Origin of the sequence: Chitinophaga qingshengii (assembly GCF_014529935.1) — a bacterium.
Taxonomy (GTDB): Bacteria; Bacteroidota; Bacteroidia; order Chitinophagales; family Chitinophagaceae; genus Chitinophaga; species Chitinophaga qingshengii.
This window is the reverse complement of record NZ_JACVFC010000003.1, coordinates 634,018-660,028: the sequence shown is the minus strand read 5'-3', so window position 1 is coordinate 660,028 and position 26,011 is coordinate 634,018. Positions and strand designations below refer to the sequence as shown.

The window sequence follows — 26,011 nt, the reverse complement described above, 5'->3', positions numbered from 1 at the left end:
TTACCAGGCATGTCTTATCTTTATTTAGATACGTATCTTACCATATCATTTGCTTTCTATGGAGAAAATCACCCCCGCGGATATACGCTATACTGATCTCGCTGAAAAAAGATTCAACAAACGTTACCTGGGTAAACCGGAATATATTGGTCTGCCTGTTTCTACTGCTGAAGTAGTGAATGCCGTACAGGAAGCGGTCAGCAGTAAACGGCGGCTGGTGGTCCGTAGCGGCGGGCATTGCCTGGAAGGTTTTGTAGCAGACCCGGCGGTACAGGTAGTGATTGATATGTCATTGATGACCGAAGTTAGTTATGACAAACAGCGGGCAGCTTTTATGGTAGAAGCTGGCTGCACCGTCGGCGAAATGTATCGCAGGTTGTTCCTGGGCTGGGGCGTGGTGCTTCCTGCCGGCGAACACCCGGGAGTAGGCGCCGGCGGACATATACTGGGCGGCGCCTTTGGTTTTCTCTGCCGGGAATATGGACTGGCGGCAGATTATCTCTATGGCGTGGAAGTAGTAACGGTAGATAGTTCCGGTAAAGCCCACAGCGTTATTGCTACCCGGGAAAACGATGATGCCAACCGGGAACTGTGGTGGGCGCATACCGGCGGCGGCGGCGGCAATTTTGGCATCGTTACCCGGTACTGGCTGCGTTCCCCCGATGCCACAGGCAATGATCCGCATAGCGCTTTGCCTAAAGCCCCATCCAGTGTTACGACTTTCCGTGTATCGTGGGACTGGCAGGACTTTGATGAGACAGCCTTCCAGCGACTGGCCAAAAATTTCGGGACCTGGTGCCAGCAAAACAGCAGCCCCGATTCCTCTTATCTTCCGTTGTTCAGCATACTATTCCTCAATCACCGCAACATCGGCAAACTCGATATAAAAGGACTGTGCACAGGCGCCCATGCCCGTCAGCTGATCGACGATCACCTGGCAGCAGTGGCCGTGCCGGTAGGTATTCCTTACTCCCTGCAAGTGGAAGAAACGCCCTGGCTGCGGTTTGCCCTCAACCCTTTCCCGGAGCTGTTTCAACCCGGAATGGAGAGCGTAGCGGCCAAAGTAAAGGATGCATTTTTCCGTCAACCGCTTACTGACAATCAGATAGCTACGGCCTATCATTACCTGACCGCACAGGTACCCATTGGGGGCATGTTAGGCATGGCCACCTACGGCGGAAAGGTCAACAGCATTGCTCCGGACGCTACCGCTTCCGCGCAGCGGGATTGTATTATGGACGTAGCCTGCAATACAGGTTGGCTGGACCCTCAGGGCGCTGCTCCCAGTCTGACCTGGGTCCGGCATTTCTTCAGGGATCTTTTCGCCGGTTCCGGAGGTGTACCCGTACCCAACGAACAAACCGACGGCGCTATGGTCAACCATCCGGATACCGACCTCGCCGATCCTGACTGGAACAAGTCCGGTATTCCCTGGTACACGCTGTATTACAAGGATAACTATCCACGGTTGCAACGGGTGAAAAAACAATGGGACCCACTGAATATATTTCACCACGCCTTGTCTATACGGCCGGCATAAACGATACGAATACACGAAAAAGGCGCGGGATGCCGCACCTTTTTTATTTCAATAAAATGGATGAATGGTAAAAACCTAAGGCGCGCAGACGTGCGCCTGATCTTTTCGGTGTTTATTCTAAACCTTTATGAGAATTTTAGTTGGCCGTATAGGTGAACTGTTTGTCGTAGCCCTCACCAGGCATTACTTTTAGGTTTTCAACATTCGTTTGTACCTTGCCATCTACCTGTGTATTAAAAGTCAGGGTAATAGGCGTTGTTCCCCTGTTGGTACATTCCACTCCTATAGTAGCCATACCAAAAGGTTTTACCGTCTCCAGCACATAGGTTTTAGTACTACCGTTAAACTGATTTCCTTTCAGGAAGATATTATCTTCGTTATTTTGGGTAACACCATTTATTTTCCAGACAGGAGCGCCATATTGACTGGCATCGCCATTCGCTGCTGCAGCCTGAATGGTGATATCAGTTTCATCTATAACACCGGCGGAGGTGGCTGTGACAGTGAACTTCACCGCTACTTTTTTTTCCTCCGGCGCCGGATCATTCTTTTTGCTACAGCCGGTGAAGGTAAAACTGGCGATGGCGGCCAGGCATAGTCCCCAAACAATGTTTTTTACTTTTTTGATTCCCATTTCTATGAATTGAAGGTGAAAATGAATGAAGCAAAGGTAGGCGGGGAACAACACCTGAGACAATACCGGGAAACCAGCATTTTTTTATCATGGTTTCTCAAACCATGACTGGTAGCGGGTTTAATACTTCCCGCGTGTAAAATACTGATGCATAAACAACACCTGGTACTGCGCAGCCTTTGACCAATAGTCATGATCATGCACCCCCGGTTCTTCTATATAGGTATGCGGTACATGCTGCTGCTCCAGGTATTCATGCAGCCTGCGATTATAGGCCAGGAAAGGATCTCCCGCGCCGCAACTGATCACCAGCTGCTGCTGACTGAAAATGAAATAGGGCGCGTTATCCAACACATTATAGTATTTCCATTGGGTACTGTCCGGTCCGACCAGCTTATCGATACCAAAATCCCTGGCAAACGGGATAAAGTTTACCGCACCACAGATACTACCCAGCGCACCAAAATTAGTCGCGTGTTTTACGCCTACATACAAGGCGCCATGTCCACCCATGCTCCAGCCCATGAGCGCCCGCTGATCACGCGTGGCCAGGGTTGGATAATGCTGATCGACATAACTGACCAGTTCCTGCCCTATAAACGTTTCATACTGGCTGTTTTTTTTAACCGGACTATTGATATACCAGCTATCGAAAGCACCGTCGGGGAGAATGAATAGGATACCGTACTGATCTGCCAGGGCGGGCAATGACGGAATATCTTCTTTTAACGTTCTGTCAGGATTGCCGCTGTAGCCATGCAATACATATACAGCCGGAAAACGTTGTCCCGCCTTTTTAGCTTCCGGAGAGATCACCAGGGTCCTGACAGATTTACCCATCGCATTGCTGAAAACAGCAAGCGTATCAACGGTGGCAGCCATCCCCATCAGCGGCAGCAACAACCATAGTAACAACATTGAATGTTTCATATAAACCGTTTTAACTGCTTTTCAAAAAAGCATAAGGCAAAACTAAAACGGCCACGGGGAACAAACATTTACATATGTTGATACTGGAGAACTTATATTTCCTTACGGATACGGCTCAATTGGGTTGGAGTAACACCCAGGTAGGCCGCAATATGGTGCTGGCGGAGGCGCTTTATCAATCCGGGATTTTTCGCCATAAAATCCAGGTAACGTTCTTTGGCAGTGAGGTATTTCAGGGTGATTTCCTGCTCTTCTTTTCCTGCCACCCAGTTTATTTCGAGATAACTGATCCAGAAAAAGGCAAGTTCCGTATGATGATGCATGAGTTGTTTAAACTGATCGAACTGAAACTCGACCAGTAACGTGTCTTCCAATGCCTCTATGGCAAAGGCGCCGGGCTTCTTTGTTATCAGTGCCGCTGTAGAGGCGACAAAGGAATTGTCAGCAAAAAAACGTTTAATAACCACATCTCCATTTTCCTGTATCGAATAATATGAAAGCAGGCCGTGACTGATATAGGCAATCTTTTGCGGCACGTCTCCCTGTGCCAGGTAGATCTCCCGTTTTTTTAGCTTCCTGAAATGCAGCTGCTCCGCGAATGCTTTTTCGGCATCAGCAGAGAGTACAGCATATTGAGCTATGGCCGCAAAAAAGCTGGTCAGCCTGTTATCTATCTCCATAAACCTATCTTGTTAACCAGCTCCAATGTAGGTATTTTTTTAATCGCCGGCGGCTATCGCAGCATATTAGCTTCAAATTGTGCCAGTGCGGCATCCTGTTTACGCAGCTGTTGTTCCTTCACGGCAGCGCAAACATCCGCATGTGCAGCGTATAATCACGCATGGATACCGCCCTATCTTCCCGGGCGACCAGGCTCACGCGCGCTACCAGCATATTTTAACTTTTTGTTAGCCGGCTTTGCTATTATATTCATTGACAAAGTTCTCATCATGATAAAATCATCTGTTGTACTGTACGCCTTATTGTTGGCTGGTTGCATACGGCCTGCCGACAAAAAAGCGGACGTGGTTACCCGCGTTTATTCCAATGCCGTAAAGGATTCTTTCTCCATTTTTATTAGTCTCCCGGATGACTATGCTACCCAGCCCGGTAAAAAATATCCGGTGATATATATGCTGGATGCCAACTTATATTTTGACATTTTTGCCGTTATCCTCAAAAAGTACAGCGAGGTAGGTTTACTTTCACCAGCGATACTGGTGGGTATCGGATACAAAGATTTCCCTACGATGGATTCCCTGCGCAACAGAGACTACACTTATCCTGTTGCCATCCCGGAGTATGAAATGAGTATCAGCGGTCAGGCAGATAAGTTTCTGTCCTTTATGAAAAATGAATTGCTGCCCGATATTGATAAACGTTACCAGGTGGACAAACACCAACGAATTTTAGCGGGTCATTCACTGGGCGGTTATTTTGCACTGTATGCGCTTCAACAACAATTAGCATCAGGAGATAGCCTATTCAAAGGGTATGTAGCTGCCAGTCCTTCCCTGCATTACAATCATTACTATTTGTTAAACGCCCTGGGTCATCAAGCCTCCCGCAGGATAGGTAACACCAAAGTATATACGGTTTTCGGAGGACTGGAGAATAGTGAAAAAGAGGCTGATGGTCTTACAACGGATAGCATATTTCAAACACTGGCTATCTCACTTAAAACAAACATTACCTTCAAAGGAGAAAGTTATTCCAACCTGGACCATATGGATACACAGGTACCCACTTTTATCAAAGGGTTGCAGTGGATATTACCCGAATAATGAGGAAAACCCTGAACAGTCACCTGTCCAGGGTTTAATAAAAATGTTACCATCCGGGATTATAATATTTCTATATACCCTTCTGTGCCATGTACCCGAATCCGCTGGCCATCCTTGATCAACCGCGTGGCATTCTCTACGCTGACTACCGCAGGCAGACCATATTCCCGGGCAATTACGGCTCCGTGTGTCATCAGTCCGCCGACTTCCGTTACCAGCCCTTTGATGGATACAAACAGCGGTGTCCAGCTGGGGTCGGTGAAGGGCGTGACTAAAATATCCCCGGTTTCCAGGTTGGCATCTTCCATAGTAAGCACTACCCTGGCCCTTCCTTCTACCACGCCTGCTGATACCGGCAGCCCGACAATCGCTTCGGCAGGAATATTTTTCCGGTTGTAACGGCCGGTAATTATTTCGCCCTCTGAAGTCATGAGCCGGGGCGGCGTTAGTTTATCAAATAAACGGTACTCCTCCTTCCGTTGACGGATTGTCTCTATATCCAGTTGCTGCGTGCGCACCGCTTCCCGGAATTCCTCAAAAGTGAGATAGTACACCGCTTCTTTCTCCGGAATAACGTTGGCCCGTACCAGTTGTTCCGCTTCTTTCATCAACGCCTGTTTATAAATATAGTAGCGGCTGATTTTACCGTATTTCGGGTATTCCCGGTAACCGATGTAGTTGCGTACCGTCCGGATCATGCGTTGGGTGTCTGCCACCTTTTGTTCGCCATCCGGCAGTTGGCGTAAACGATCCGTTAAGTCCTGTTCCTTTTTCATGGCGGCTGTTCTACCCTGCTCAAATTTCTGTTGACTGGCGTTCGGTTCAAAGTTTCTCAGATTGCTCAGCAGCATGGGTACCAGGATGGCAGGCATTTCACTCCAGCGGGTTTTGGTGATGTCTATTTCTCCCACGCAGCGCATCCCGTATTTATTAAGATAGTCCATTAAAGCGGCCTGTGTTTCTTTGCCGCCCCGCAGTGCTCGCAAACCCTCCCACAGATCTTCATCTTTTACCTGTTGCAGATAATGGATTACTTCCGGGTAAGGACGGATCACATCTGCCACATCCATCAGTGCCAGGCCCATTTCGGAAGTGATGTTGTTAGGAACGGATTGTGAGAGTACGTCTGCCGCATTTTTTTCACCCAGCCATTCATACATTTTTTCATTGAGCCATGCGGAAGCGCCCATGGCACTCAAAAATACGTTCGCACTTTCTTTGCCAAACAGGAGGTTCTGCAAGGCTTTCAGATCTTCCGCAATAAAATCGAAGACAGCGGTTCCCGATTTTGTTTGGATATTTTCCTTTAAAGCTGCGATAGATGCCTGTGTTTGCTGAATGAGTTCCGTAACGATGGCCGGATTGCTTTCACCTTCCGGCACTACCGGCGCGGGGATGACAGGAGGCTCTTTGTCCTCTACCGTTAACGGAATAAAATCGCGTTCAATGATAGTGTTGAGTGCATCATTTATCAGCGGCTCTGACTGCCCCACCACCATCATCAGTCTTTCCCGGCCGGCAGGTGAAGCGAGGAACCCCGCCACATCCACAAAGAGCCTTCCGCCTGCCGTAGCCATCGGGCGCAGGGTAGTAAGCAGAAACATCGAAAGTCCCAGTGGTTTAATAGGGTCCGTCATCATTTGCTGATGGCCGACGGATAGGTAGACATGCTTCTGCAGATCGTTTGTTACCGGTATCGGAAACAAAGTGGTAATGGGACGACTCTGAACGATGTAAAAAATATTATCTGCCCAACACCATTCTATATCCTGGGGACAAGCAAAATGCGCCGCTATTTTTCTCCCTATATCCGCCAGTTGCAGCATCTGTTCGTCCGTCAGCTTTTGCTGTTGCTGTAATGCCGGCTCCAATTCCTGTTCTGCCGTACCGCCTGACGGTAACGCATAAACGCCGCTTTTCTGTACAGCGATTTTTTTATGGATAATGTTGCCATCCCGTACTTTATAATTATCTGCATTCACCAGGCCGGACACCATGGCCTCTCCCAGTCCCAAGCCGGCATCGATGGATACAACCTCCCGGTTGCCATTGACAGGATCGGCGGTGAACATAATACCGGCAGCCTGTGGAAAGACCATCTGCTGTATCACCACAGACAACTGCACCTGACGATGATCAAAGCCTTGCTGCATACGATAAAACACGGCCCTCTCCGTAAACAGGGAGGCCCAGCACAGGCTTACATGGCGCAAGACAGACCCGCTTCCGGTAATGTTCAGGTAACTGTCCTGTTGACCGGCAAAGGAGGCCGCGGGCAAGTCTTCCGCTGTAGCGCTGGAGCGTACGGCATAGGCCTTTCCTTCCTCCAGCCGGGAGGTAATCTGCTCCCGGATACCTTGCGGCATAACGTGGCTGGCTATCGCCTGACGGATCTCCCCGCTCAACCGGGCCACCTGGTCCCGGTCTTCCGCCTTCAGCCCTGACAGTTGATCCAGCCATTCATCGATGGCGGGTATTTCTTTGACAATGCTCCGGAAAGCATCGGTGGTGATACAAAAACCATCCGGTACGCGGATGCCATCGATTTTGCGCAGTTCTCCCAGGTTGGCGCCTTTACCACCTACCAGTCCTGCCAGGGTTTTATCAATTTCAGAAAAACCCAATACGAATGGATGTCTACGGGTCATATGCTGTTTTTACTTTGTTTGCAGATGAGTGATGTTTTCATTCATGATGTCGAGTGCTTTTGTGAAGTAGGTCTCAATCACCTTTAGTTCCTCTTCGGAAAAAGAGGCCATCAGTTTTTCAGACTGCGCCCGGAAATCTTTGTACAACGGTACCATCAGTGCCATAATGTTTTCTGTGATGGGTTCGATGATCACCTTACGCCGGTCGTTTTCCGCGAAGCGCCTTTTCACCAGGTTTTTCTTTTCAAAGCGGTCTATCAGTCCCGTTACCGCGCCGGTGGTAAGGCCAGATAATACCGCCAGTTCCCCGGCAGTCATCTGGCCCTGTTTCATTAAAAACCCAAGGTATTTATGGTCTGTTCCTGAAAGCCCGGCCTTACGGCCGACTGCTTCGTGCATCTGGATGGAGGTATAAGCGTAGTGTTCGCTGAGTTTCCGGACGCGAAGGATAAGATCGTTGCTCATAATTATCTTATTAACTGATTATCTTAGTTACAAAGATAATTTTAAATAAAGGATATATCAAAATAAATCTCACCACAAATGGTTGAGTGGTTATAATCGCTTATGCCATTGCGCTGATATTCCATTCTTTCCCTTATTTTCGCGATTTGGCAGTGGCTGCCAGATAAGCAACCTATATCACGTACATCTAAACTTGGCATGAAAAAGACACGCAACCACCCGGCAGCATTGCCGTTCCTCTTTCTTTCTGAAATGTGGGAACGTTTTGGTTTTTATTTGATCCTGGGTATTTTCCAACTGTACCTGACCGACACGGCCAAAGGTGGCTGGGGTATGGACCGCGCGACGGCTGCGGATATCTTCGGCACCTTCATCGCTTTTGTATACCTGACACCTTTTCTGGGCGGACTGATAGCCGACCGCAAGCTGGGCTACAGCAAGTCTATTATTATCGGCGGCATACTGATGGGCATCGGCTACATTGGTCTGGCGGTGCACAATCTCACGGTGTTTTACCTGTCGCTGGCCTTAATTTGTATTGGTAACGGTTTCTTCAAACCCAATATATCCACGCTGCTGGGCAATGTATATAGCGATGATCAATATCGTAGCCGGAAAGATACGGGGTACAATATCTTTTACATGGGCATCAACATTGGTGCCTTTATCTGTAACTTCTTTGCAGCTTTCCTGCGCAATACCATTGGCTGGGGCGCGGCTTTCATCGCCGCCGGTATTGGCATGTTCCTGGGCGTATTGATATTCGTGATTGGCATGAAACACTACCGGCATGCGGATGTACGTAAACCGGTACAGGAAGGCGATATGTCGCTGAGCAAAATATTCTCCGTAGTGTTTTTACCGGCTATCGTAGTGGGACTGGGCGCCTGGTTTATTCCGGGCAACATCTTCGGATCTGATTCCACCGACGCTTTCATTTTTGCCTGTATCCCGATATTAATGTTTTTTGTGTCCCTGCTGATGAAAGCAGATGCGAAGGACCGTAAGCCCATCTCTGCACTGCTGGCTATTTTTGCCGTGTCGATCGTTTTCTGGGCAGTATTCAAACAGAATGGTACCGCATTGACCACCTGGGCCCAATATTATACGGACAGAGAAATTCCGGCCGTGATTGAACAACCGGCCCAGCGTCTTTACCTGGCAGAAACGGTGGTGAACAAAGCAGATTCCGTTACCGCTTTTGATGAAGAATTCAGGGTAATCAGGGATGCAGCCGGCAAACCGCAGAAAGTATGGGATAAGGTAGTGTACTTTAAAAATGTGGCGCCGGAGAAAATGCCGGCAGAGGGGAAAAGCGTCAGTCTCTTTAATACAGAGCTGTTCCAATCCATTAATCCTTTCTTTGTGATTACGCTGACACCGCTGATCGTGCTACTTTTCGCCATGCTGCGAAAACGCAACCAGGAACCTTCCACTCCATCGAAAATTGCATGGGGCCTGCTGATATCGGCCATCTCCACGCTGATGATGGTGGGTGCGGTATATGTGTGCAGCAACGGGACTATCAAAGCCTCGCCCTGGTGGCTGATCGGCTGTTATGGTATTATTACGGTAGGGGAACTCTTCCTGAGCCCTATGGGACTATCCCTGGTGTCTAAACTCAGTCCGGCCCGCATTACCTCCCTGATGATGGGCGGCTGGTTCCTGGCCACTTCCATCGGTAACAAACTATCCGGTATCCTCGCCACTTTGTGGGATACCTATGATAACAAAGCCAATTACTTCCTGGTGAACTTCCTGTTACTGGGTGGCGCTGCCGCGGTGATATTCCTGATGCTGCGCTGGCTGAACCGGATATTCAAGGAGTATGTAAAATAAAATTTTCCAAGCCTGGCAGTTAAGCTGCCAGGCTTTTTTTATACTGTTATTTTTTAGTCCATTCTTCGCAGGTGCAGACATCTGCCACCTTTGGAAACACCCGTTCCACCAGTATTTGATGCACTTCCTGATCCCGGTCCATACAGCCATCCGACAGCACGGTCAACCGATAATCCTTATCTGCGGCCTCCGTCAGCGTTGAAAGCACTACTCCGCTGGTGATAACGCCGGCCAGTACCAGGTGACGGATACCATTTGACCGTAACACCACTTCCAGGTCGCTGCCGGTAAAGGCACTGTACCTTTTTTTGACCACCACCACTTCCTCGTTGGCCGGCGCCAGCGGCGGGACGATCTTCATCATCTGCTCTATAACGGCATCGGGCAAACGCGATGGTAAGGTCCGGAAACTTTTATGGTCCGGATGTATTTCCGGATAACCTTTCCGAAAGGCCGCCACGCAATAAATTACCGGAATACCGGTCTCCCGGGCATGCTTAATCGCCGCAGCAATCTGAGGAAAAAGCTGGTCGCTGCCCGGCAGGCCCGCCAGCAGTGCTTCCTGCATATCCATCACCAGTAATGCAGTGTCTGACTTTTGTGATATCATTATTTGTAGTTTTAAAAATTATCTCGTTAAAGACCGGTCCGGCTGATATCCGGCTTTCAGAAAACGATAAAACACGCCCGTAATCAGCAGGCAAACGACTCCTTCTATAAACGTACATATCTGCGGATGAATGATTTTAGCCATCCAGCCTACCAATAAGCTTCCCAGCGGCAGCGTACCAAAGGCTGCCATGGCAAAGAAGCCTACCACACGGCCACGCATATCCGCAGCAGACACCGTTTGTATGATCGTGTTGGAAATAGGCATCACCGACATGGTACCAAAACCGCATACAAAACACAACAAGAGGTATACCGGTAATACAGGCACATAAGACATCACCATCAAACCAATGCCCAACACAATGAGATTTACCAACAGTATCTGTTTTAAACGGAGGCTACTTTTCTGCGACGCCAGGAACAAGGTGCTGGTTAGCGCCCCGATGCCGGTAGCCGCATTGATAAAGCCATAGGTAGCCGCATTACCTTTAAACACATCGCGGGCGTAAAAAGGCTGTAATGTATTGTAAGGAAGCACAAACAGGCAGACCAGTCCCAGCAACAGCAGGATCTGCCCTATCTCTTTCTGGGCGCGGGTATAATTCAGCCCATCCCTGAAATCTGTCCACGCATTTTTAGTGCGCTGATGATGCTGTTTCCGGGGAAGGTCCATCATCGTGAGACAAATAATCACCGCTACAAAACTCACTGCATTAGCGATGAAACATACCGTGGCGCCGTATTTGGCCAGTACGATACCGGACAAGGCAGGTCCCACCAATCTCGACAAATTATTCAGCGACGAGTTCATAGCGATAGCGCTGGGCAGGTCCGCTTTATCAGGCACAATATCGTTGACCATCGCCTGGCGGGACGGTACGTCGTAAGCGTTGGCCAGTCCGAGGACTACACTTAAGCCCAGCAGTCCCCACAGCGGCCGGGCACTGAAGTGATACACCAGTGTGAGCCCCACTGCCTGCAAGGCAGAAACAATCTGAGTAATCATCAGCACCTTGTAGCGGTCGTGCCGGTCGGCCGCTATACCACCGGCCGGCGATAATAAAAACGAGGGGAACTGTTCCGCAAAAGTCGCCAGTCCCACCAGGAATACGGAGTGTGTCAACGTATATACCACCCAGATCACCGCCGTTCGCTGCATCCACATACCGATGCGCGATATCAGTTGACCGTAAAAGAACAAACTATAATTACGCGACTTAAAAACCCTGAAAGTGTTTGACATCTCCATTTTTAGACTAAAATCAATTTTCGGTCGAAATTCATGTAAAAAATTATTGCAATCCCCGCTGGAAAAGCCTGCAAAATGCGGGCAACAACTCATCGGCCTGTTCCGCCGAACCAAACAGGGTTATTTCCCGGTTCATACCCCGGAGGGCCGACAGGAACATCATCACCGCCTGGTCCAGTTCCTTCGGATGCAATGTTTTAATACTGCGGTCGCCGGCGGCTTGTATGAGCAGCTGTTGCAGGATCACCTTTTCCTTTTCGAGATATCTGAGGTGTACTCCTTTTTTCAGTTCATTATACCGGGACAAGGCCACCGCATCCATTCCCGCTTCCATAGCCCTGTATAAGGATTTTCGTTTCCTGGCCATCTCAAACTTTACCGCTGCAAAGGCCATCAGTTTTTCCAGCAGGCCGGAGCGGCTGCTCATCCGCTTCATCGTTTCCAGTATAATTTCACTGATCTCTGTTTCCAGTACGGCGTCAAATATTTCCTCCTTGCTTTTGAAATAATAATACAGGGAACTCTTTCCCATGCCCGCAGCTCTTGCCACATCTTCCATGGTTACCATGCCCAGGCCTTTCTCCTGGAAAAGCTTTTGTGCCGTTGACAGTATATGCGTCCTTTTATCTGATGCCATGGTGCAAAGATAATAAAACATTCGACCAAAAACCAAATTCGGTCGAAATAAATTACAAACAAAGCATGAGTGTTTCTTCCTTCTCAGCAATAAAGCAGTATCTTAGTTTAAATGAATACCTGATGCCGGACCTTATTGCCAGAAAAATCTGCAAGAAAATAGGCGCACCTGATATCTTGCAACAGCTGGGCTCCCTCAGCAGTTCAGATCTTTCATCGTTGTTGATGGCAGTATACGAGCAGCGTGCCGCTCAACTATCAGCCGCTTCCTTATTGCAGCACTACCAACAAAACAGCTTTGCCCAACCTGCCGATACGGACATGATCCTGATGCTGGAAAAGGAGCTGGAAATACTGCGTTATCTGCAGCAACATCACTACTATCCGCTGGAACTATCGCCCGTAGGGCAGTTCGGCAGTTGTGCCGCAGTGGGTACCGTTAGTCAGAAAAAGATTATCTCCGCCATCCGGCATACGGAAGTGATGGCAGATGCCACCAACGCTCTGGCTTTACATATGGCCGGCCAGCGGAAAGCCAGCGGTTTCAATCATGAAATCCTGCGGTACAGCACTGTTCACCGGCATATCCGCGCGACAAGGCCCCCCGTAAAAGGTTATACTCCTCATTTTAAAATAGCCTGTATGGTGGCTGCAGGGAAAGATACCGGCGACTACGCCTTTGAACTCAATAGTCTCAAGGAGCAGCTATTACATCTGTATCATATGCTTACCAGCATCTTTACCGCGTCGCAGGTGTCTGTCAAACTCATGCCCCGCGGCGGTTACAACGGCGATGGCTTGCTCACGCGGATACAGGAATTATGTGCCACACTGCCCATGACCACCACCCTTGCCCGCCACATTGCGGAAAACAACTATTATAAAGGCGTTCAGTTCAAAATGTATATACAGCCCCGACAAGGCCCGGAAATGGAAATAGCAGATGGCGGATTTACCGACTGGACCCAACAACTCAGCGGCAACCGGAAAGAGCGCTGTCTTATATCAGGCATGGGTTTAAGCCTGCTGGTAAAATTTTTCAACACCTAAACGCATGGATATAACATTACAGGATATAGTCACATCAAGATTAACACTACGATTACTGGGAACGGATGTTACGGAAGCTTGTCTGCAATACGATTTTACAACAGCCGCACAATTGCTGCAAGCCACTATACCAACGGAATTTCAGCGGGAACAAAGTAGCCTGCAGCATGACCGCCGGCAACTATCGGCCGATCCGGCCTACCGTCCCTGGGCCTCCAGGGCTATCCTGTTGCGGGATGAAATGATTGGGCTGATACGTTTTCACAGCAGGCCCGAAGAAACGCCAGACCAGCCATACAGGCTGGGCGCCGCGGAATTAGGCTACCATATCTTTGCCGCCCATCGAAGAAAAGGGTATGCACGCGAAGCTATCCAGGGTATGCTGGATTGGGCTACCGAATATTTCCATACACGTCGTTTTATTGTATCCATTGCCCCGGACAACCTGCCTTCATTGGAACTGGCGCGTACGCTGGGGTTTGTGAAGGTAGACGAAGCCATGGATGAAACTGACGGGCTCGAGTATGTATACCTCCTGGAAAACAGTTAATATCTGCACAGCGACGGCGGGCCTTATGGACGCAGCAGACGCAACGACTTTTTTGTGCGTCAGCTGTTAAAGGCCACACCGCCGGACCGTAATAAAGAAGAATAAGATGCTACAAGGCTTCTGGCACCAACGCCATAATGGGGTTTAGTACCATTTCCTCAAATTCAATGAGCATTTTTTTGGACGCTTTTCCGTCGTCAAAACTTGGACTGATCTTATAATTTTTGAGGAACTGCTTTTTCTTAATGCCGATGGCATAATACCATTCACCGGTAACCATTTGGGTAAAGAGGACCATTTCATCGAGCCTCATGATTTTCTTTTTCCCGAAAGGCGGGTTGATCTTGTATACCGTATTCGTGTATTTATCAAATTCATAACCTACGTTATAATGAAACAGGTAGTCGTACAAACCATGCCCTGCAAGGTATACGACCAGGGCTAAGCCCAGCACTTTCGGCCCTTCGCTGAGCACCGGAAAAAAAATCGCTACCCCGATACCAACTACCACTGCGATCCCCGCCATCCATATCAGGCTGGTCTTTAACCGGCGGTTGGGTTGCAGTATTACCCGGTCAGGCGCCACTTCTACGTTGAGCTGCTTTTTAATGTCCATTTGTTCCGATTATATCTTCGATGTCATTTAAGAGATTTTGCATGGAGCGTTTGGTAAAACCCTGCGCCAGTCCGGCTGACTTTTCCTTTCCGTCTTTCAGGAAATATACATTCAGCGTAACATTGGTGGTGATGAAGTTGGTTTTGAGCGTATACAGCTCAAAATGCTGAATGCTCTCAAAAGGTATTACCATGGCTGGTTTCAGCAAAGACATTTTTACGTTGATGGCTTTGTTGTCCATATCCACCACCAATGATTTAGAGAGCGCGCTTAAGACAAAAATCGCCGTGCAGACAATAAACACCCACATAAAGATGGATGAATGAATGCGAAAACCGAGATAGGCCAGCCCCAGGCATAAGCCTATTGCCACTGCATTGTAGGTGTGCTGGGGTTTCATTTTGTACACATTACCTTCTTTGATAAACTTTTTCGGTTGTTCCATAGATATGTTCTTTTTTGTTTGATACTATTTTATTTGTAACAGGTCTTCCAACTCATTCCACAGTTCCTGCATATCCTTCGCTTTTAATGACCCGGCCAGGGGAAGTACTTTTACCTTGCCCGCATCCCGGTATTCCACCGGCAATTCCGCTTGCAGTGGTATGCCTGCAATGCTGCCCGTTCTCAAACTTAAACCCAGGATATTTGCTACAGGGTAAACATGTGTTTTTCCGAATTTGGCAAAACGGATCGTTATCTCTCGGGGAACGCCATTTTCCATGACAACCCTACGGTTAACCTTATACGTTGTCCGGAACAAGATAATAAAAAAGGTAATAACTCCCAAAATGATGAGGCCGGCCTTTATATGTCCGCCTGCTATCAATCCCACAGCGACCAGGCATAATAGTCCCCCAGCAATAGCTTCCATTCCCCTGAAAGTACCGATGATATAATCACTTCCATCGGGGAGCAACAGCTTATAATGCTTCATAAAACAATTTTGATTTCCGGCAGTTCCTGCCATCCGGTTAACCGGACGGCATTATCCGATGAAGGCAAATTTATCTTCAAACAGACCTCCGATAACAGGCAACGGCTTCTTCGCTTCATTGGCGGCATTGATCATTCCTATGATCATCAATGCCAAAATGACCAATCCGATATAGGTCAGGAAACTAAGGGCAGGTATTATCCATAGCACAACGTTAAGGAGTATTCCGACAATGGCGCCTATGATGACAAGGCCCAGGGATTGCCGCAAATGATATTTCAGCAGGTCGTCTGCTTTTTCTTTCCCGGAGAAATAGGCTATCAGCCAACCAATTAAAGTAATGTAGGAAACGATGGATAGCGTTTTGTTATTCATAGTCTTGTTTTTTTGATGTCACAAAAATGACCGAAATATTTTCCGTTCCCTTGTTTTGATGCACCACAAATTGACTACGACCGCTTTACACAAGCAACTACAAAACGACTACATAATTCATTTTTGTTTGACAATAATCATATTATATATTTAGTATTTATTACTAATGATCAATTTTGACGCCAGGGCGACTACAGATTTTTCTATCTTTGCGGCATGAGGAGATTATTACACCTGACTATTCTACTGACATTTTCGCTCTCCGCTGTTGCACAACAAACGTACATCGACAGTCTTCAACAGCTGTTAAAACAAGATCCGGATGCCGCGCGCACTGCCGACATTCAACAGCAGATCGCCGATGCATACCGCACCAACGAAAAATACCCCGAAGCTATCAGGATGGCGGAACAAAGCCTGGAGACCAGCCTGAAAATTTCCGGCAACAACCTGGGTGTTACCAAAGCCTATTGGACCCTGTCCAACATCTACACCAACACGGAAGACTTTGAGAAAGCGCAGCGGTATATCAACCAGGCCTACCAATCGGCCAGGGCTCAATCCAACCCGCTCCCGATGGCCTATGCCCATTATGCAGAAGCCATGTTGCATAGTACGTTATATGATAATGAAAAAACAGTGAAGAGCCTTCATGAGGCACTGTCCCGGATACCCGATCCGGAAAAGGAACCGTTGCTCACAGCCCGTATTTATTACCTGTTGTATGGGGTCTATAGTGAATGGGACAACGAATCGGAGACCTTTCATTACGCCCGGAAAGCACTGGATTTTGCCGTCAAATCCGGTAACGACAACCTGCTGGCCAATGCCTATGCCGCTATGGCAGTAGCCTACAAAACCCGCCAGCAGAGGACCCACCAGGAAAAAGACATCGACAGCAGCCTGTCCTTTTTAGATAAAGGCATCGCCCTATACCAGGCCAATCCCGGGAAAGTGGCCACCAATACCTACGCCACCCTGCGAATCAACAAAGCCAGCTACCTGATCACCTTTTGGGGCACCAAAAACCCGGCTGTAAAACGACAGATCGTTGAAAACATCAACGAAACACTGAACACGGCCAAGGCTATGGAAGACAATGACCGGTTTGTAGCCAGCAGCTACGGTATTTTAAGTCAGCTAAGCCTGGAAGATAACAACGTCAAAGCAGCGGAAAACTACCTGCTGATGGCTTACACCCAAATGCTGCAACGCAAAAAGCCCTACTACTATACCCTGGCAAATGTAGCGCAGGACCTGGCCCGGCTCTATTCCCGTATAGGAGATTATAAAAAAGCCTATGAATTCCAGGAGAAACTGACCCAATACAAAGAGCTGCTTTTTAATGAAAGTGAAGCGGAAAGCGCTAAAAGACTGGAAGCACAATACCATCTCAAAAATAAGGATAAGGAATTGCAGGCGATGATGGATAAAGCCGCCAGTCATAAAAAACAAAAAAACCTGCTCCTGGGACTGATAGCGGCAGGCATAGTCGGCGGATTTTTTATGTTCCGCTCCTATCATTACAACCTCCGGTACTCGCTCACCCGGGAGAAACAACTGCGTGCCGAAAAGAATGAGGCAGAAATGCAGGTAAAGCTGGAAAAGGAAGAACAAGGCCGGCTGAAAGCGGAACAGGAACTGCTGGCACTACAGCAACAGAAACTGCAGGATGAAGTGATGGCCAACCAACTGCACCTGCAACGAAAAATTGAAGTACTGCAACAGCTGAAAGAAAAACTTTCAGGGCCTGATGCTGTCGGCATCCACCAGGTACTGCGCGAAGAATCCCTGATGGATGACGACTTTGAAAAAGCTAAATTTCAAATCCAGGAACTGCATCCAAATTTCTTCAAAAATCTGAACGAAAAAACCAGGCAAAAACTGACGGCATTGGATATGAAGTACTGTGCCTATCTGTATCTGGGGATGGATACCAAACAGATTGCCCAGCTGCTGAACGTAGAACCCAAAAGCGTCCGGATGACCAAATACCGGCTGAAGCAAAAATTTGAACTGGATGGAGAAACAGACCTGGTAGTATACCTGAAAGCGGTTGGCTAAAACAGCTTACCGGATGCTGCTTTGATATTGAGCAAACGGTAACCAATATACGCGATACGCAATGTTTTCACATAAGAACCTTTATGTACCAGGAACTTTCCCTGTTCATCCGTCGCTATTTCTTCCGTGGTACCATTTGCCCGTTTCAGCTGAACCGTTGCAGCAAATATTACCGCCCCGGTTTCGGCATCTTTCACCAGCCCCTCCACTTCCTGTGCACCGGTATCCTTTAATTCCAGCACCAGTTGCCCCTGCACCACGCAACCGTCTTTACCCGCAAAACCGTACTGCGGAAAGCGGTCTACAATTAATTCATTGTATTCCTTCCCGTTGTACAACAATTTGGAATAGGCCATTTTCGTTTGCGCCTGCCCGTTAACATGATACAGCAGTACAAAGCAGGCTAACACAAACAACTTTGAGATAGATGACATGTGGATCGTTTTACTAAAGTTAGCGAATTAGACGGCAGGTTGAAAAACATTTCCGCCAGGAGTGTTGCCAGCAAACCAACGTGCGGCAGCCTGCCGTAATTCAGCGCTATCAGCGGCGTTATCTGCAGCCCAGGCCACTATCCCGTCGGGGCGTACCAATACCGCACTTACGCCCATCCGCTCTTTCACGTCACCGGCAACGTACCGGATTTGATTATCGTAAGCTTTCGTAAAATTCTCCAGTACCGCTTGCCTGTCAAAATCAAGCAGCAGTCCACGGCCATCCTGCATCAATGCGCCCACGTCGGTACCGTTTTCAAGCGTAAAGTTGGGTACACTGTATCCCACCAGCGGATGTGCGGCCTCCGTATCATAGTGGGTAAAGATACCCCATACCCTGGCCGCCATATAGGTAGCGCCGTCGGGCGTATTGATCAGATCACGGATGATAGCCTGTAATGCGCGGGCATGAGGGTCGGGACTCATAATAGCCACCTGCGCGCGTGACCAGTCCAGCACCTGTGCGCCGATAGGGTACCGTTCTGTGTGATAGGTATCCAGCAAACCCTCCGGTGCTTTGTTATGGATTGTGGCAGCGAGTTTCCAGCCCAGGTTCATCGCATCGCCAAGACCGAGATTAAGTCCCTGGCCACCCAACGGTGAATGAATATGCGCTGCATCGCCGGCTAAAAGTACCCGGCCTTTACGGTAAGCAGTGGCTTGTCTGGACCTGTCTGTCCAGGTGGTAGCCACCTGCAGCGTTTCAATCGTCACATCTGTGCCCGAGATACGGCGCAGCACTTCCTGCACATGCTCCCGGGTAAGGGGCTTTTCGGACTGGTGAAAGGCGCCTTTATCAAAGTCCTGGATCATCACATAACCGGGCTGCGACTGCAGGTACATGCCTCTTTCGGTGATATTCCTGCCGGGACGGAGTTTCTCCGGATCAGCGATATCCATCCGGGTGGAATAACCGGTGAAAGCGGGTTCGGTGCCGGCAAATTCAAAACCACCGTTCTTACGGACAATGCTACGGGCGCCGTCACAGCCCACCAGCCATTGACTGGTAAAAGATTGTCCACCTGTATGGACCACCACTTTATCTGCATCAGCAATAAAATCGCTAACCGGCATGCCACGTTTAATCACCACGCCCAGGGCTTCGGCGCGACGGGCCAGTACCATTTCAAGTTCCGCCATCTCCGCAATAACGTGAGTATCCGGCGAACCGGGTAAACGGTTTTGCCACCGGGAAGTGTCAACATCTCCTTCGTGGAATGGGATACCGGCGAAGTGCCCCACCTGGCGGCGTGTACCTTTTACAGCGCCGGCATGGGGGTCTTTCAGGCGTTTGGGCACTTCCAGTTCGTCTAATAATCCGCGACGATAGAAGGCGTCGATAGTGGGCGATGAGAGTCCACGTATACCAAACGGGAGTTGTTTCAGGGGTGATAACGGGTGCTCCGCTTTTTCGAGCACCAGGACAGAACATCCTGCCAGGGCCAGTTCACAGGCGAGGAAAAGGCCAACAGGCCCTGCTCCGGAAATAATAACATCATTTGTAGTCTTCATATAGCATGATTGAACCACAAAATTCCGGAATGCACTTTCGTCAGTCTTGTATAAACGCGACAAAATAATGGTTTACCGGCGTTCGCCTTTCTTCGCTTTCCGGGCAAAGGCCGCAGGAGAAGTGCCGCTATAACGTTTAAATTCCCTGCTAAGGTGGGCCTGATCAGTATAGCCCAGCTCCATTGCCAGGCCGGCCAGGTTGGTATCGGGGTAATGCCAGAGTTGATTGCGTGCTTGTTCGAAACGGATCAGGCCCGACACATCCTTTACTGTATAACCGGAAGATTCTTTGAATTTTCTTTCCAGGGTGCGTACCGTTGCGTGGGCAGCAGCAGCCACCTGGCTGACCGGCATGCTGCCTTTTGCCGCTCTCATGGCGCCCCCTGCTTTGAGCAGCATATTGTCGATATTCACCGCTGATCTTACCTGCAGACAATACTGCGTTATCAGCTCCAGCGCCTCTTCTATCCTACCCGACTGTACACAGCCCGCTAAGGGAGCCTGCAGGCCGGAAACAGGATGATTCAATATATGTACGCCCTCTTTACCGGAAGGCAATCCCAGCAAATCGAACACTGTCCAGGGGAAACACCGGATAGCCAGGATTTCCATACGGTCTTTTGCATTTAAAACCAGGGGCTGATTCAGGAGTCCCATGATAAAGGGCGATGGCAGTGGGTTGCTATCATGCGCAATCCGGCAGCTGCCGCCAAAATGAAAAATGATCTCCGTATAACCGTCCGGCATAATCACAAAATCCGATGGCCCCTGGCCGAAGTCGGCCCGGTTATACCAAAAGCATTTCACAACACCTCCCAATGCTTCAGGGGGATCAAATTCTTGATGCAGCATGGTCAATTTTTTTGCGAACGTTACGTCAGCAAATACGCTCCAAACATTGTTCCAGGGTAGCCGCGGCGTAGTCCAGCTGATTTTCCCGGTAATGTCCCAACACCGCCAGTTGCACCCAGTTCCGTTTCACCAGGTATTCACTTTCATAACTCAGGATGATTTGTTTTTCATCCATATACGCTGTAAAAGTCGGCTTTTTTCCGTCAGGAAGCACCAGGGTAAAAACCTTTGACTGGCGGTCGCCGAAAGGAACAACATCATAACGCTGCAGGATATCATAATACCGGTGGCAGTACTGGTGGATCATGCTGGTATGCGCCGTTGTTTGTTTTTGTAAGATAGCCGTATGGAGGGCGTTGATCAGGTTGGAAGAAATTGTAAAGGGAATATTGTTTTTAAGAGCATAGTTGGTCAGATCAAGATAAGTAGGTGTATTATCACTCCTCCAGGGAGCTACATTGGAAAACACCAGCGCCAGGCCCGGATAGGCTCCCAGGCCTTTACCCGATGATGCGGTGGCCATCGTTACCTTCGATAAGTTTAAATGGGTGGTCCCAACAGAGCTCATACAATCCACAAAACAGTGCATTTGGTGTGCCTCACAAAGGTCGGCGATAGCGTTCAGGTCATTCAACACCCCGGTAGAGGTTTCACAATGACAGCACAGTATCCAGCCCATGTTTCCGGTGGACAACAACTGCTTTATCGCTGCCAGGTCAAAACGCCGGCCCCAATCGAGCGTATAAGGTATAAAATCAATGCCGATCCGTTTCGCCTGGCGGCTCAGCCTGGAGCCGAATTCACCATTGGACAGTATCAGTCCTTTTGATCCCAGTGTTTTTATCTGATGCAGCATCACTTCATTCGCCATTGTTCCGCTACCATTCATGACAAAGGTATGGCGAACCGAAAACAGGTTACACAGGGCTGCCAGGGTATCATCCAACAGGGTCCTGAAATAGGGTGACCGGTGAGAAACAGCGGGTTCACTTAAAGCATTTCTTACTGCATCAGAAATATGTACAGGTCCGGTACTCAGATTAATTTTTTCCAAAGTCATCTCGCAGATTAGTTACATGAATAAACATAGGTTGATATAAGGCGCCTTCCACGCCTACCAGGTTGCCAAAGGGAACAAAGCCCAGTTTGGTGTACAGTTTAATTTGCCGGGTAGTGCCGGAAACAACAGCGCTATCGATCCCCTGGTGCAACATCTCGGCAATCAGCTGCCGGAGCAGGCGGTAAGCGACGGAAATCTTTCTCTCCGATCTTTCTATGCCCAGCAACCTCACCTCCGCCAATCTTTTATAGGGAGGAATGTGTTCATCCAGCTGTTGGACTTTTCCATCCAGGGAAAACGGCCGGACTTCGTTGTAACAAACCATTCCAATTACATGATCGTTTTTCAATGCAATCACATATTTATTCTTGAAGTGGAACTTATCTACCAGGATCTTATCATCATTGGCAGGATGTTGCGGGATTTCTTCTACGAACAGCTTATAGTTAAGCCGGTGAATTTGTTCAAATTCATTGGGTTGATCGGCGATTTTAATTATCATTCTGAACAGCGTATAGGTTATTGGGTGATCGACAGTCTTTATCTAAATGTAACAAAAAAATAATCATATATCAATATAAAAACACCCGTTGTATTCAAACCATCATGCATAGGGGCTGGTCTCTTCATTATCTCATCTTCCTATATCCACGCTATTATCCTGTCAACACATTAAAACCAGATACAATATTCAATTTTGTATATAATAAGCATAGTTGTAAATTGACAACATAATTATCAGATACTATCGCGAAACCACCTCATGGAGCAAGTACAAACAGGTAAATGTGTATATATTCTCAATACGGGCCGAAACCTGTATAAGATTGGCAAAACGCAGGATCTTCATAAGCGCCTGGCTGCTTACCATACACATCTCCCTGTGCTGTTCCGTGTAGTACGCCAGTATGCAGCTGAAAATATGAGTGAACTGGAGGAAAGCCTGCATATCGTTTTTCAGCATAAGCGTGTAAAAGGTGAATGGTTTGAACTCAGCAAGAGCGACCTGATCATTTGCGACAACGTTGCCCGAAGCTCTGCCCTGCAATCACTTCAGAAGCAGGCCAGGAGGTATTCGGATATCAGTTTCACCGACAATCCGCTGTTACAGGTGATGGAGGCGAATGAGAAATACCTGCAGGATTACTCCCGCATTGCAGATGATATCCGGCTGGGATTGAATAACGATGAATTGTTTGAGCTGCACGAGGGCACGATTAATAAATCCGTTATTGAAACGGTGAGGAGATTATTGAAATACCGTACCCCCAATTCTGAATTCCTCGGCAAATGGATGCGTGTTGTCAAGGAACTTAGCGATGGTGAAAGCGAGAGTAGCATACTTCTGAAGTATAGCGGTCATATTAGCAGAGGTACTATTCAGATGATTAAGCGGATATTGCGGAATCAGCTGTATTAGCAGGTAAGCGGGCTGCGGGCCGCAAAACAAATGAAGCCGGCACAAAAAATAAAAATTTATCCCCTGAAAAAGAAGGCCGACCCAAAAGCGATTTTTACTTTTAAGTCAGCCCCTATTGCTTTTTAAAAAATCATCAGAATTTTAATGCCTGCATAAATTTCCGGAAGATGGTATTGTTATGATAGATACCCATAAACGCTTCTGCTCCGGGGCCATAGGCAAACACCGGCACCATCACCCCGGTATGGTCATCTGTAGAAAATTTACCGCTGATTTTACCGGTAGTCAGATCTCCTTCAGCAATGGTAAGGCCGCCGGTTTCATGGTCAGCCGTTACAATCACCAGGGTTTCCTTGTTTTTATCGGCAAAGTCCAGCGCGGCTTTGATGGCTTTGTCAAAATCGATGACTTCTTCGGTCACATATTGCAGATCGTTGGCATGGCCGCCATCATCGATCTTGGAACCTTCCACCACCAGGAAAAAGCCTTTTTTATTTTGTTGTAACAGCTGAAGCGCAGTATTGGTGGTACGTGCCAGCTGATCGCCTCTTCCGGCCACCCGTTCTTCTTTCACAAGTCCCACCAGCTTACCTTGTTTTACCTGTGTGATATCGTCCGTTGTATACTTCACCTGGTAGCCTTTCTGCATGAATTCTGTGAGCAGGTTACGACCGTCTTTTCGCTGATCGAAATGTTCACGGCCGGCGCCTATCAATACATCTGCGTCTGACTTCACATAGTCGGCTGCAATCTCCGCCTGCATTTCGCGGGTCTTTTGATGCGCCGCAAAAGTGGCGGGTGTGGCGTCCGTAATATCAGTAGTGACCACGATGCCGGTGGACAGGCCATGCTGACGGGCAATCTCCAGTATGTTGGGCTGAGGACGGCCTGCACTATCCACCCCGATAGCGCCGTTATACGTCTTCTGCCCGATAGCAAAAGCAGTGGCGCCTGCAGCAGATTCCGTCATGTAGTTGTTGGCAGAATTAGTCCTGGAGAAACCGATACATTTAAACCGTTCCAGGTTCAGCGAACCTTTATTGGCTGTAAGTCCCGCATAGATCTGTGTAGTACCCATCCCATCTCCCACCATAAAAATGATATTTTTGATGGTGGGCGCCGCCGGTTGTTCCGGCTGCGGAGGTTGTGCACAGGATATAGCCAGCAGGGGCAACATGAAGGCTGCTATAATGGTTCTTTTCATGTAGTTCTTTTATGGTATAATATACAACGTCTGTTTTTAAAATCCGGGATTTTGTGTTAATACGCCCTGGCTCAGATTAATCTGGGACTGCGGTATCGGGAATATTTCATGCACCCCTTCTTTAAAAGAAGCACCTTTCTGACTGTTGTATTTTTTGGCAAAATCGTTCAGCACTTTTGCAGCTCTGTTGGTACGCACCAGGTCAAAGAAGCGGAAAACTTCCGTAGCATATTCTACCCGTTGTTCCTGCCAGATAGCCTGCCGCAGCTGTTCTTTATTGGTGGTGGTTACATCCGGCAGGATCAGCGCATTACCTTCCCGGGCGCGGGCTCTCACCTGGTTCAGCACCTGGAGCGCTTCCTGGCTATGCCCGTTTTCATTGGCGGCCTCTGCATACCACAGGAGGATATGACCGTAGCGGAAAACGATCTGGTCTTTTGCCGAGCTTTTAGGTTGATCTGTCATTTCATTTTTCAGGATCAGGTATTTCGTACATAGGTAACCGGTAGCACTGGTGCCGGTGTTGCCGATGGTGCCATCCGGCAATACATCACCGGTTTTGTAAACGGTAGCCTTTTTACGGGGATCGCCCGGCTCAAAAGCATCTACCAGGTCCTGGGTAGGATTATCATATTGCCAGCCGTAGGACAATGGTCCGCGGGTTCTGCCATCACCGTCTCCCGAACCTTCTTCATCATAAAAACGGGCGTCGTACTGGAAATTTATTTCAAAAATGGCTTCCACACCGTATTCCCCGTCGATGGTGAAGTTGTGGTAATACACCGGGTCCAGGCTGTATTGATGTGAATCGATGATCTTTTTAGTCCAGATTTCCGTTTCCGCGAATTTGCTTTGCATGAGATAAACCCTGGCCAGCAGCGCCTGTGCGGCTCCTTTCGTAGCGCGGCCATAGTCCGATTTATCCTGTGCGCTTTTCTCCGGCAGTACCGGCTCCGCATCTAGCAGATCGGCTTCTATCTGCCGGTAAATTTCGGTTTTGCTGTTTCTGGGGATGTTGTAGTCAGTCAGCATTTCCTTCAGCATCAGTGGTACGCCTCCGAAAATCTGCACCAGGTTGAAATAATAGTAGGCCCGCAAAAACTTGCCTTCCGCCACGTATACTTTTTTTGTTTCCTCGTTCATACCATTTACACCAGGCGCTTTTTCGATCACGATATTGGCGGCGTGTATGCCCTGATACAGTGTAGACCAGGCGTTTTCATAGAAAGGATTCGTGGCGTTGGCGGTAAAAAATTCTACCTGGATCATGTCAGGGTTATCGCCTCCGTTGGCTCTCGCATCATCTGAACAAACATCACCGAACACCCATCTCACATAGCCGGGATAGTTAGTGCGGTAGTTTGATTGCAATGCCTTGTAAGCCGCTATCAATCCCTGTCTGGCGGTAGCCGGCGTGGTGAAGAAAGTCGCAGTGGTTTGCCTGCCATGTGGTTCTATTTCCAGTAATTTATTACACCCGGAGAAGACCGCGGCGGCCAGCAAAAGCGTCGTTATACCAATTCGTTTCAACATATGTTCA

At 48.5% G+C, this 26,011-nt stretch carries 26 protein-coding genes; 7 read left to right on the top strand and 19 right to left on the bottom strand.

Annotation, left to right across the window (positions count from 1 at the left end):
- Positions 1–58: 58 nt before the first annotated feature.
- Complete coding sequence (locus tag ICL07_RS22360) at positions 59–1,540, top strand: FAD-binding oxidoreductase (protein WP_188090272.1); 1,482 nt, start codon at positions 59–61, stop codon at positions 1,538–1,540.
- A gap of 136 nt (positions 1,541–1,676) precedes the next feature.
- On the opposite strand, the gene ICL07_RS22355 is transcribed toward ICL07_RS22360, so the two are convergent.
- The 3 genes from ICL07_RS22355 to ICL07_RS22345 form a co-directional block, all read right to left on the bottom strand.
- A complete protein-coding gene (locus tag ICL07_RS22355) occupies positions 1,677–2,174 on the bottom strand; it encodes a hypothetical protein (protein ID WP_188090271.1) in 498 nt (165 codons plus the stop codon).
- A 120-nt stretch (positions 2,175–2,294) separates the two neighbouring features.
- A complete protein-coding gene (locus ICL07_RS22350) occupies positions 2,295–3,104 on the bottom strand; it encodes an alpha/beta hydrolase (RefSeq protein ID WP_188090270.1) in 810 nt (269 codons plus the stop codon).
- A gap of 92 nt (positions 3,105–3,196) precedes the next feature.
- Positions 3,197–3,784 carry a Crp/Fnr family transcriptional regulator gene (locus ICL07_RS22345; RefSeq protein ID WP_188090269.1) on the bottom strand — a complete coding sequence of 196 codons (588 nt, stop codon included), beginning with the start codon at positions 3,782–3,784 and terminating at the stop codon, positions 3,197–3,199.
- 270 nt (positions 3,785–4,054) lie between these two features.
- On the opposite strand from ICL07_RS22345, the gene ICL07_RS22340 reads away from it, so the two are divergent.
- Positions 4,055–4,888 (top strand): alpha/beta hydrolase, encoded by an 834-nt coding sequence (locus ICL07_RS22340; RefSeq protein WP_188090268.1) that lies wholly within the window; start codon positions 4,055–4,057, stop codon positions 4,886–4,888.
- A gap of 59 nt (positions 4,889–4,947) precedes the next feature.
- Here the strand turns inward: ICL07_RS22340 and ppsA are convergent, their stop codons facing one another.
- Together ppsA and ICL07_RS22330 are read right to left on the bottom strand one after the other, a co-directional pair.
- Positions 4,948–7,536, bottom strand: coding sequence for a phosphoenolpyruvate synthase (gene ppsA, locus ICL07_RS22335; RefSeq protein ID WP_188090267.1), 2,589 nt, complete (start codon positions 7,534–7,536; stop codon positions 4,948–4,950).
- A gap of 9 nt (positions 7,537–7,545) precedes the next feature.
- Complete coding sequence (locus ICL07_RS22330) at positions 7,546–8,001, bottom strand: MarR family winged helix-turn-helix transcriptional regulator (RefSeq protein ID WP_188090266.1); 456 nt, start codon at positions 7,999–8,001, stop codon at positions 7,546–7,548.
- Positions 8,002–8,199: 198 nt separating this feature from the next.
- On the opposite strand from ICL07_RS22330, the gene ICL07_RS22325 reads away from it, so the two are divergent.
- Positions 8,200–9,840, top strand: a complete 1,641-nt coding sequence (locus ICL07_RS22325) for a peptide MFS transporter (protein ID WP_188090265.1) — start codon at positions 8,200–8,202, stop codon at positions 9,838–9,840.
- A 46-nt stretch (positions 9,841–9,886) separates the two neighbouring features.
- On the opposite strand, the gene ICL07_RS22320 is transcribed toward ICL07_RS22325, so the two are convergent.
- Genes ICL07_RS22320 through ICL07_RS22310 form a run of 3 tightly spaced genes read right to left on the bottom strand, consistent with a single transcriptional unit; the run spans position 9,887 to position 12,338 of the window.
- The gene (locus ICL07_RS22320; RefSeq protein ID WP_188090264.1) at positions 9,887–10,450 is read right to left on the bottom strand and encodes a cysteine hydrolase family protein; all 564 of its coding nucleotides are present in this window, start codon (positions 10,448–10,450) and stop codon (positions 9,887–9,889) included.
- An 18-nt stretch (positions 10,451–10,468) separates the two neighbouring features.
- Entirely contained in the window at positions 10,469–11,695 is a 1,227-nt protein-coding gene (locus ICL07_RS22315; protein WP_246485134.1) for an MFS transporter, read from the bottom strand.
- Positions 11,696–11,744: 49 nt separating this feature from the next.
- Positions 11,745–12,338: a TetR/AcrR family transcriptional regulator gene (locus tag ICL07_RS22310; protein WP_188090262.1), complete on the bottom strand. Its 594-nt coding sequence runs from the start codon at positions 12,336–12,338 to the stop codon at positions 11,745–11,747.
- A gap of 65 nt (positions 12,339–12,403) precedes the next feature.
- Here ICL07_RS22310 and ICL07_RS22305 point away from each other — a divergent pair, with 65 nt between their 5' ends.
- Together ICL07_RS22305 and ICL07_RS22300 are read left to right on the top strand one after the other, a co-directional pair.
- Positions 12,404–13,387, top strand: a complete 984-nt coding sequence (locus tag ICL07_RS22305; protein ID WP_188090261.1) for a hypothetical protein — start codon at positions 12,404–12,406, stop codon at positions 13,385–13,387.
- A gap of 4 nt (positions 13,388–13,391) precedes the next feature.
- Positions 13,392–13,937: a GNAT family N-acetyltransferase gene (locus ICL07_RS22300; RefSeq protein ID WP_188090260.1), complete on the top strand. Its 546-nt coding sequence runs from the start codon at positions 13,392–13,394 to the stop codon at positions 13,935–13,937.
- Positions 13,938–14,046: 109 nt separating this feature from the next.
- Here ICL07_RS22300 and ICL07_RS22295 read toward each other — a convergent pair whose 3' ends face one another.
- The 4 genes from ICL07_RS22295 to ICL07_RS22280 are packed head-to-tail and all read right to left on the bottom strand — an operon-like array spanning position 14,047 to position 15,865.
- The gene (locus ICL07_RS22295) at positions 14,047–14,553 is read right to left on the bottom strand and encodes a hypothetical protein (protein ID WP_188090259.1); all 507 of its coding nucleotides are present in this window, start codon (positions 14,551–14,553) and stop codon (positions 14,047–14,049) included.
- Positions 14,543–14,998, bottom strand: coding sequence for a hypothetical protein (locus ICL07_RS22290; RefSeq protein ID WP_188090258.1), 456 nt, complete (start codon positions 14,996–14,998; stop codon positions 14,543–14,545). The genes ICL07_RS22295 and ICL07_RS22290 overlap by 11 nt, the downstream gene beginning before the upstream one ends.
- A 24-nt stretch (positions 14,999–15,022) precedes the next feature.
- The gene (locus ICL07_RS22285; RefSeq protein WP_188090257.1) at positions 15,023–15,490 is read right to left on the bottom strand and encodes a hypothetical protein; all 468 of its coding nucleotides are present in this window, start codon (positions 15,488–15,490) and stop codon (positions 15,023–15,025) included.
- Between the two features lie 51 nt (positions 15,491–15,541).
- The gene (locus ICL07_RS22280; RefSeq protein WP_188090256.1) at positions 15,542–15,865 is read right to left on the bottom strand and encodes a magnetosome magnetite crystal formation protein family; all 324 of its coding nucleotides are present in this window, start codon (positions 15,863–15,865) and stop codon (positions 15,542–15,544) included.
- Between the two features lie 216 nt (positions 15,866–16,081).
- On the opposite strand from ICL07_RS22280, the gene ICL07_RS22275 reads away from it, so the two are divergent.
- The gene (locus tag ICL07_RS22275) at positions 16,082–17,929 is read left to right on the top strand and encodes a tetratricopeptide repeat protein (RefSeq protein ID WP_188090255.1); all 1,848 of its coding nucleotides are present in this window, start codon (positions 16,082–16,084) and stop codon (positions 17,927–17,929) included.
- On the opposite strand, the gene ICL07_RS22270 is transcribed toward ICL07_RS22275, so the two are convergent.
- The 5 genes from ICL07_RS22270 to ICL07_RS22250 all read right to left on the bottom strand — a co-directional run bounded on the left by ICL07_RS22270 (position 17,926) and on the right by ICL07_RS22250 (position 22,349).
- The gene (locus tag ICL07_RS22270) at positions 17,926–18,363 is read right to left on the bottom strand and encodes a peptidase associated/transthyretin-like domain-containing protein (RefSeq protein WP_188090254.1); all 438 of its coding nucleotides are present in this window, start codon (positions 18,361–18,363) and stop codon (positions 17,926–17,928) included. The two genes, ICL07_RS22275 and ICL07_RS22270, sit on opposite strands and share 4 nt — an antisense overlap.
- Before the next feature lie 27 nt (positions 18,364–18,390).
- Positions 18,391–19,935 carry an FAD-dependent monooxygenase gene (locus ICL07_RS22265; RefSeq protein WP_188090253.1) on the bottom strand — a complete coding sequence of 515 codons (1,545 nt, stop codon included), beginning with the start codon at positions 19,933–19,935 and terminating at the stop codon, positions 18,391–18,393.
- 72 nt (positions 19,936–20,007) lie between these two features.
- The gene (locus tag ICL07_RS22260; RefSeq protein WP_188090252.1) at positions 20,008–20,787 is read right to left on the bottom strand and encodes an AraC family transcriptional regulator; all 780 of its coding nucleotides are present in this window, start codon (positions 20,785–20,787) and stop codon (positions 20,008–20,010) included.
- Positions 20,788–20,812: 25 nt separating this feature from the next.
- On the bottom strand, positions 20,813–21,847 hold the full coding sequence (locus ICL07_RS22255) for an aminotransferase class I/II-fold pyridoxal phosphate-dependent enzyme (RefSeq protein ID WP_188090251.1): 1,035 nt from the start codon (positions 21,845–21,847) through the stop codon (positions 20,813–20,815).
- Positions 21,828–22,349 (bottom strand): GNAT family N-acetyltransferase, encoded by a 522-nt coding sequence (locus tag ICL07_RS22250; RefSeq protein WP_188090250.1) that lies wholly within the window; start codon positions 22,347–22,349, stop codon positions 21,828–21,830. The genes ICL07_RS22255 and ICL07_RS22250 overlap by 20 nt, the downstream gene beginning before the upstream one ends.
- A 261-nt stretch (positions 22,350–22,610) precedes the next feature.
- Between ICL07_RS22250 and ICL07_RS22245 the strand changes: the two genes are divergently transcribed.
- Complete coding sequence (locus tag ICL07_RS22245) at positions 22,611–23,267, top strand: GIY-YIG nuclease family protein (RefSeq protein ID WP_188090249.1); 657 nt, start codon at positions 22,611–22,613, stop codon at positions 23,265–23,267.
- A gap of 133 nt (positions 23,268–23,400) precedes the next feature.
- On the opposite strand, the gene ICL07_RS22240 is transcribed toward ICL07_RS22245, so the two are convergent.
- Both ICL07_RS22240 and ICL07_RS22235 read right to left on the bottom strand, forming a co-directional pair.
- The gene (locus ICL07_RS22240) at positions 23,401–24,471 is read right to left on the bottom strand and encodes an alkaline phosphatase (RefSeq protein WP_188090248.1); all 1,071 of its coding nucleotides are present in this window, start codon (positions 24,469–24,471) and stop codon (positions 23,401–23,403) included.
- A 36-nt stretch (positions 24,472–24,507) separates the two neighbouring features.
- Positions 24,508–26,004: a RagB/SusD family nutrient uptake outer membrane protein gene (locus ICL07_RS22235; protein WP_188090247.1), complete on the bottom strand. Its 1,497-nt coding sequence runs from the start codon at positions 26,002–26,004 to the stop codon at positions 24,508–24,510.
- Between the last annotated feature and the right edge of the window lie 7 nt (positions 26,005–26,011).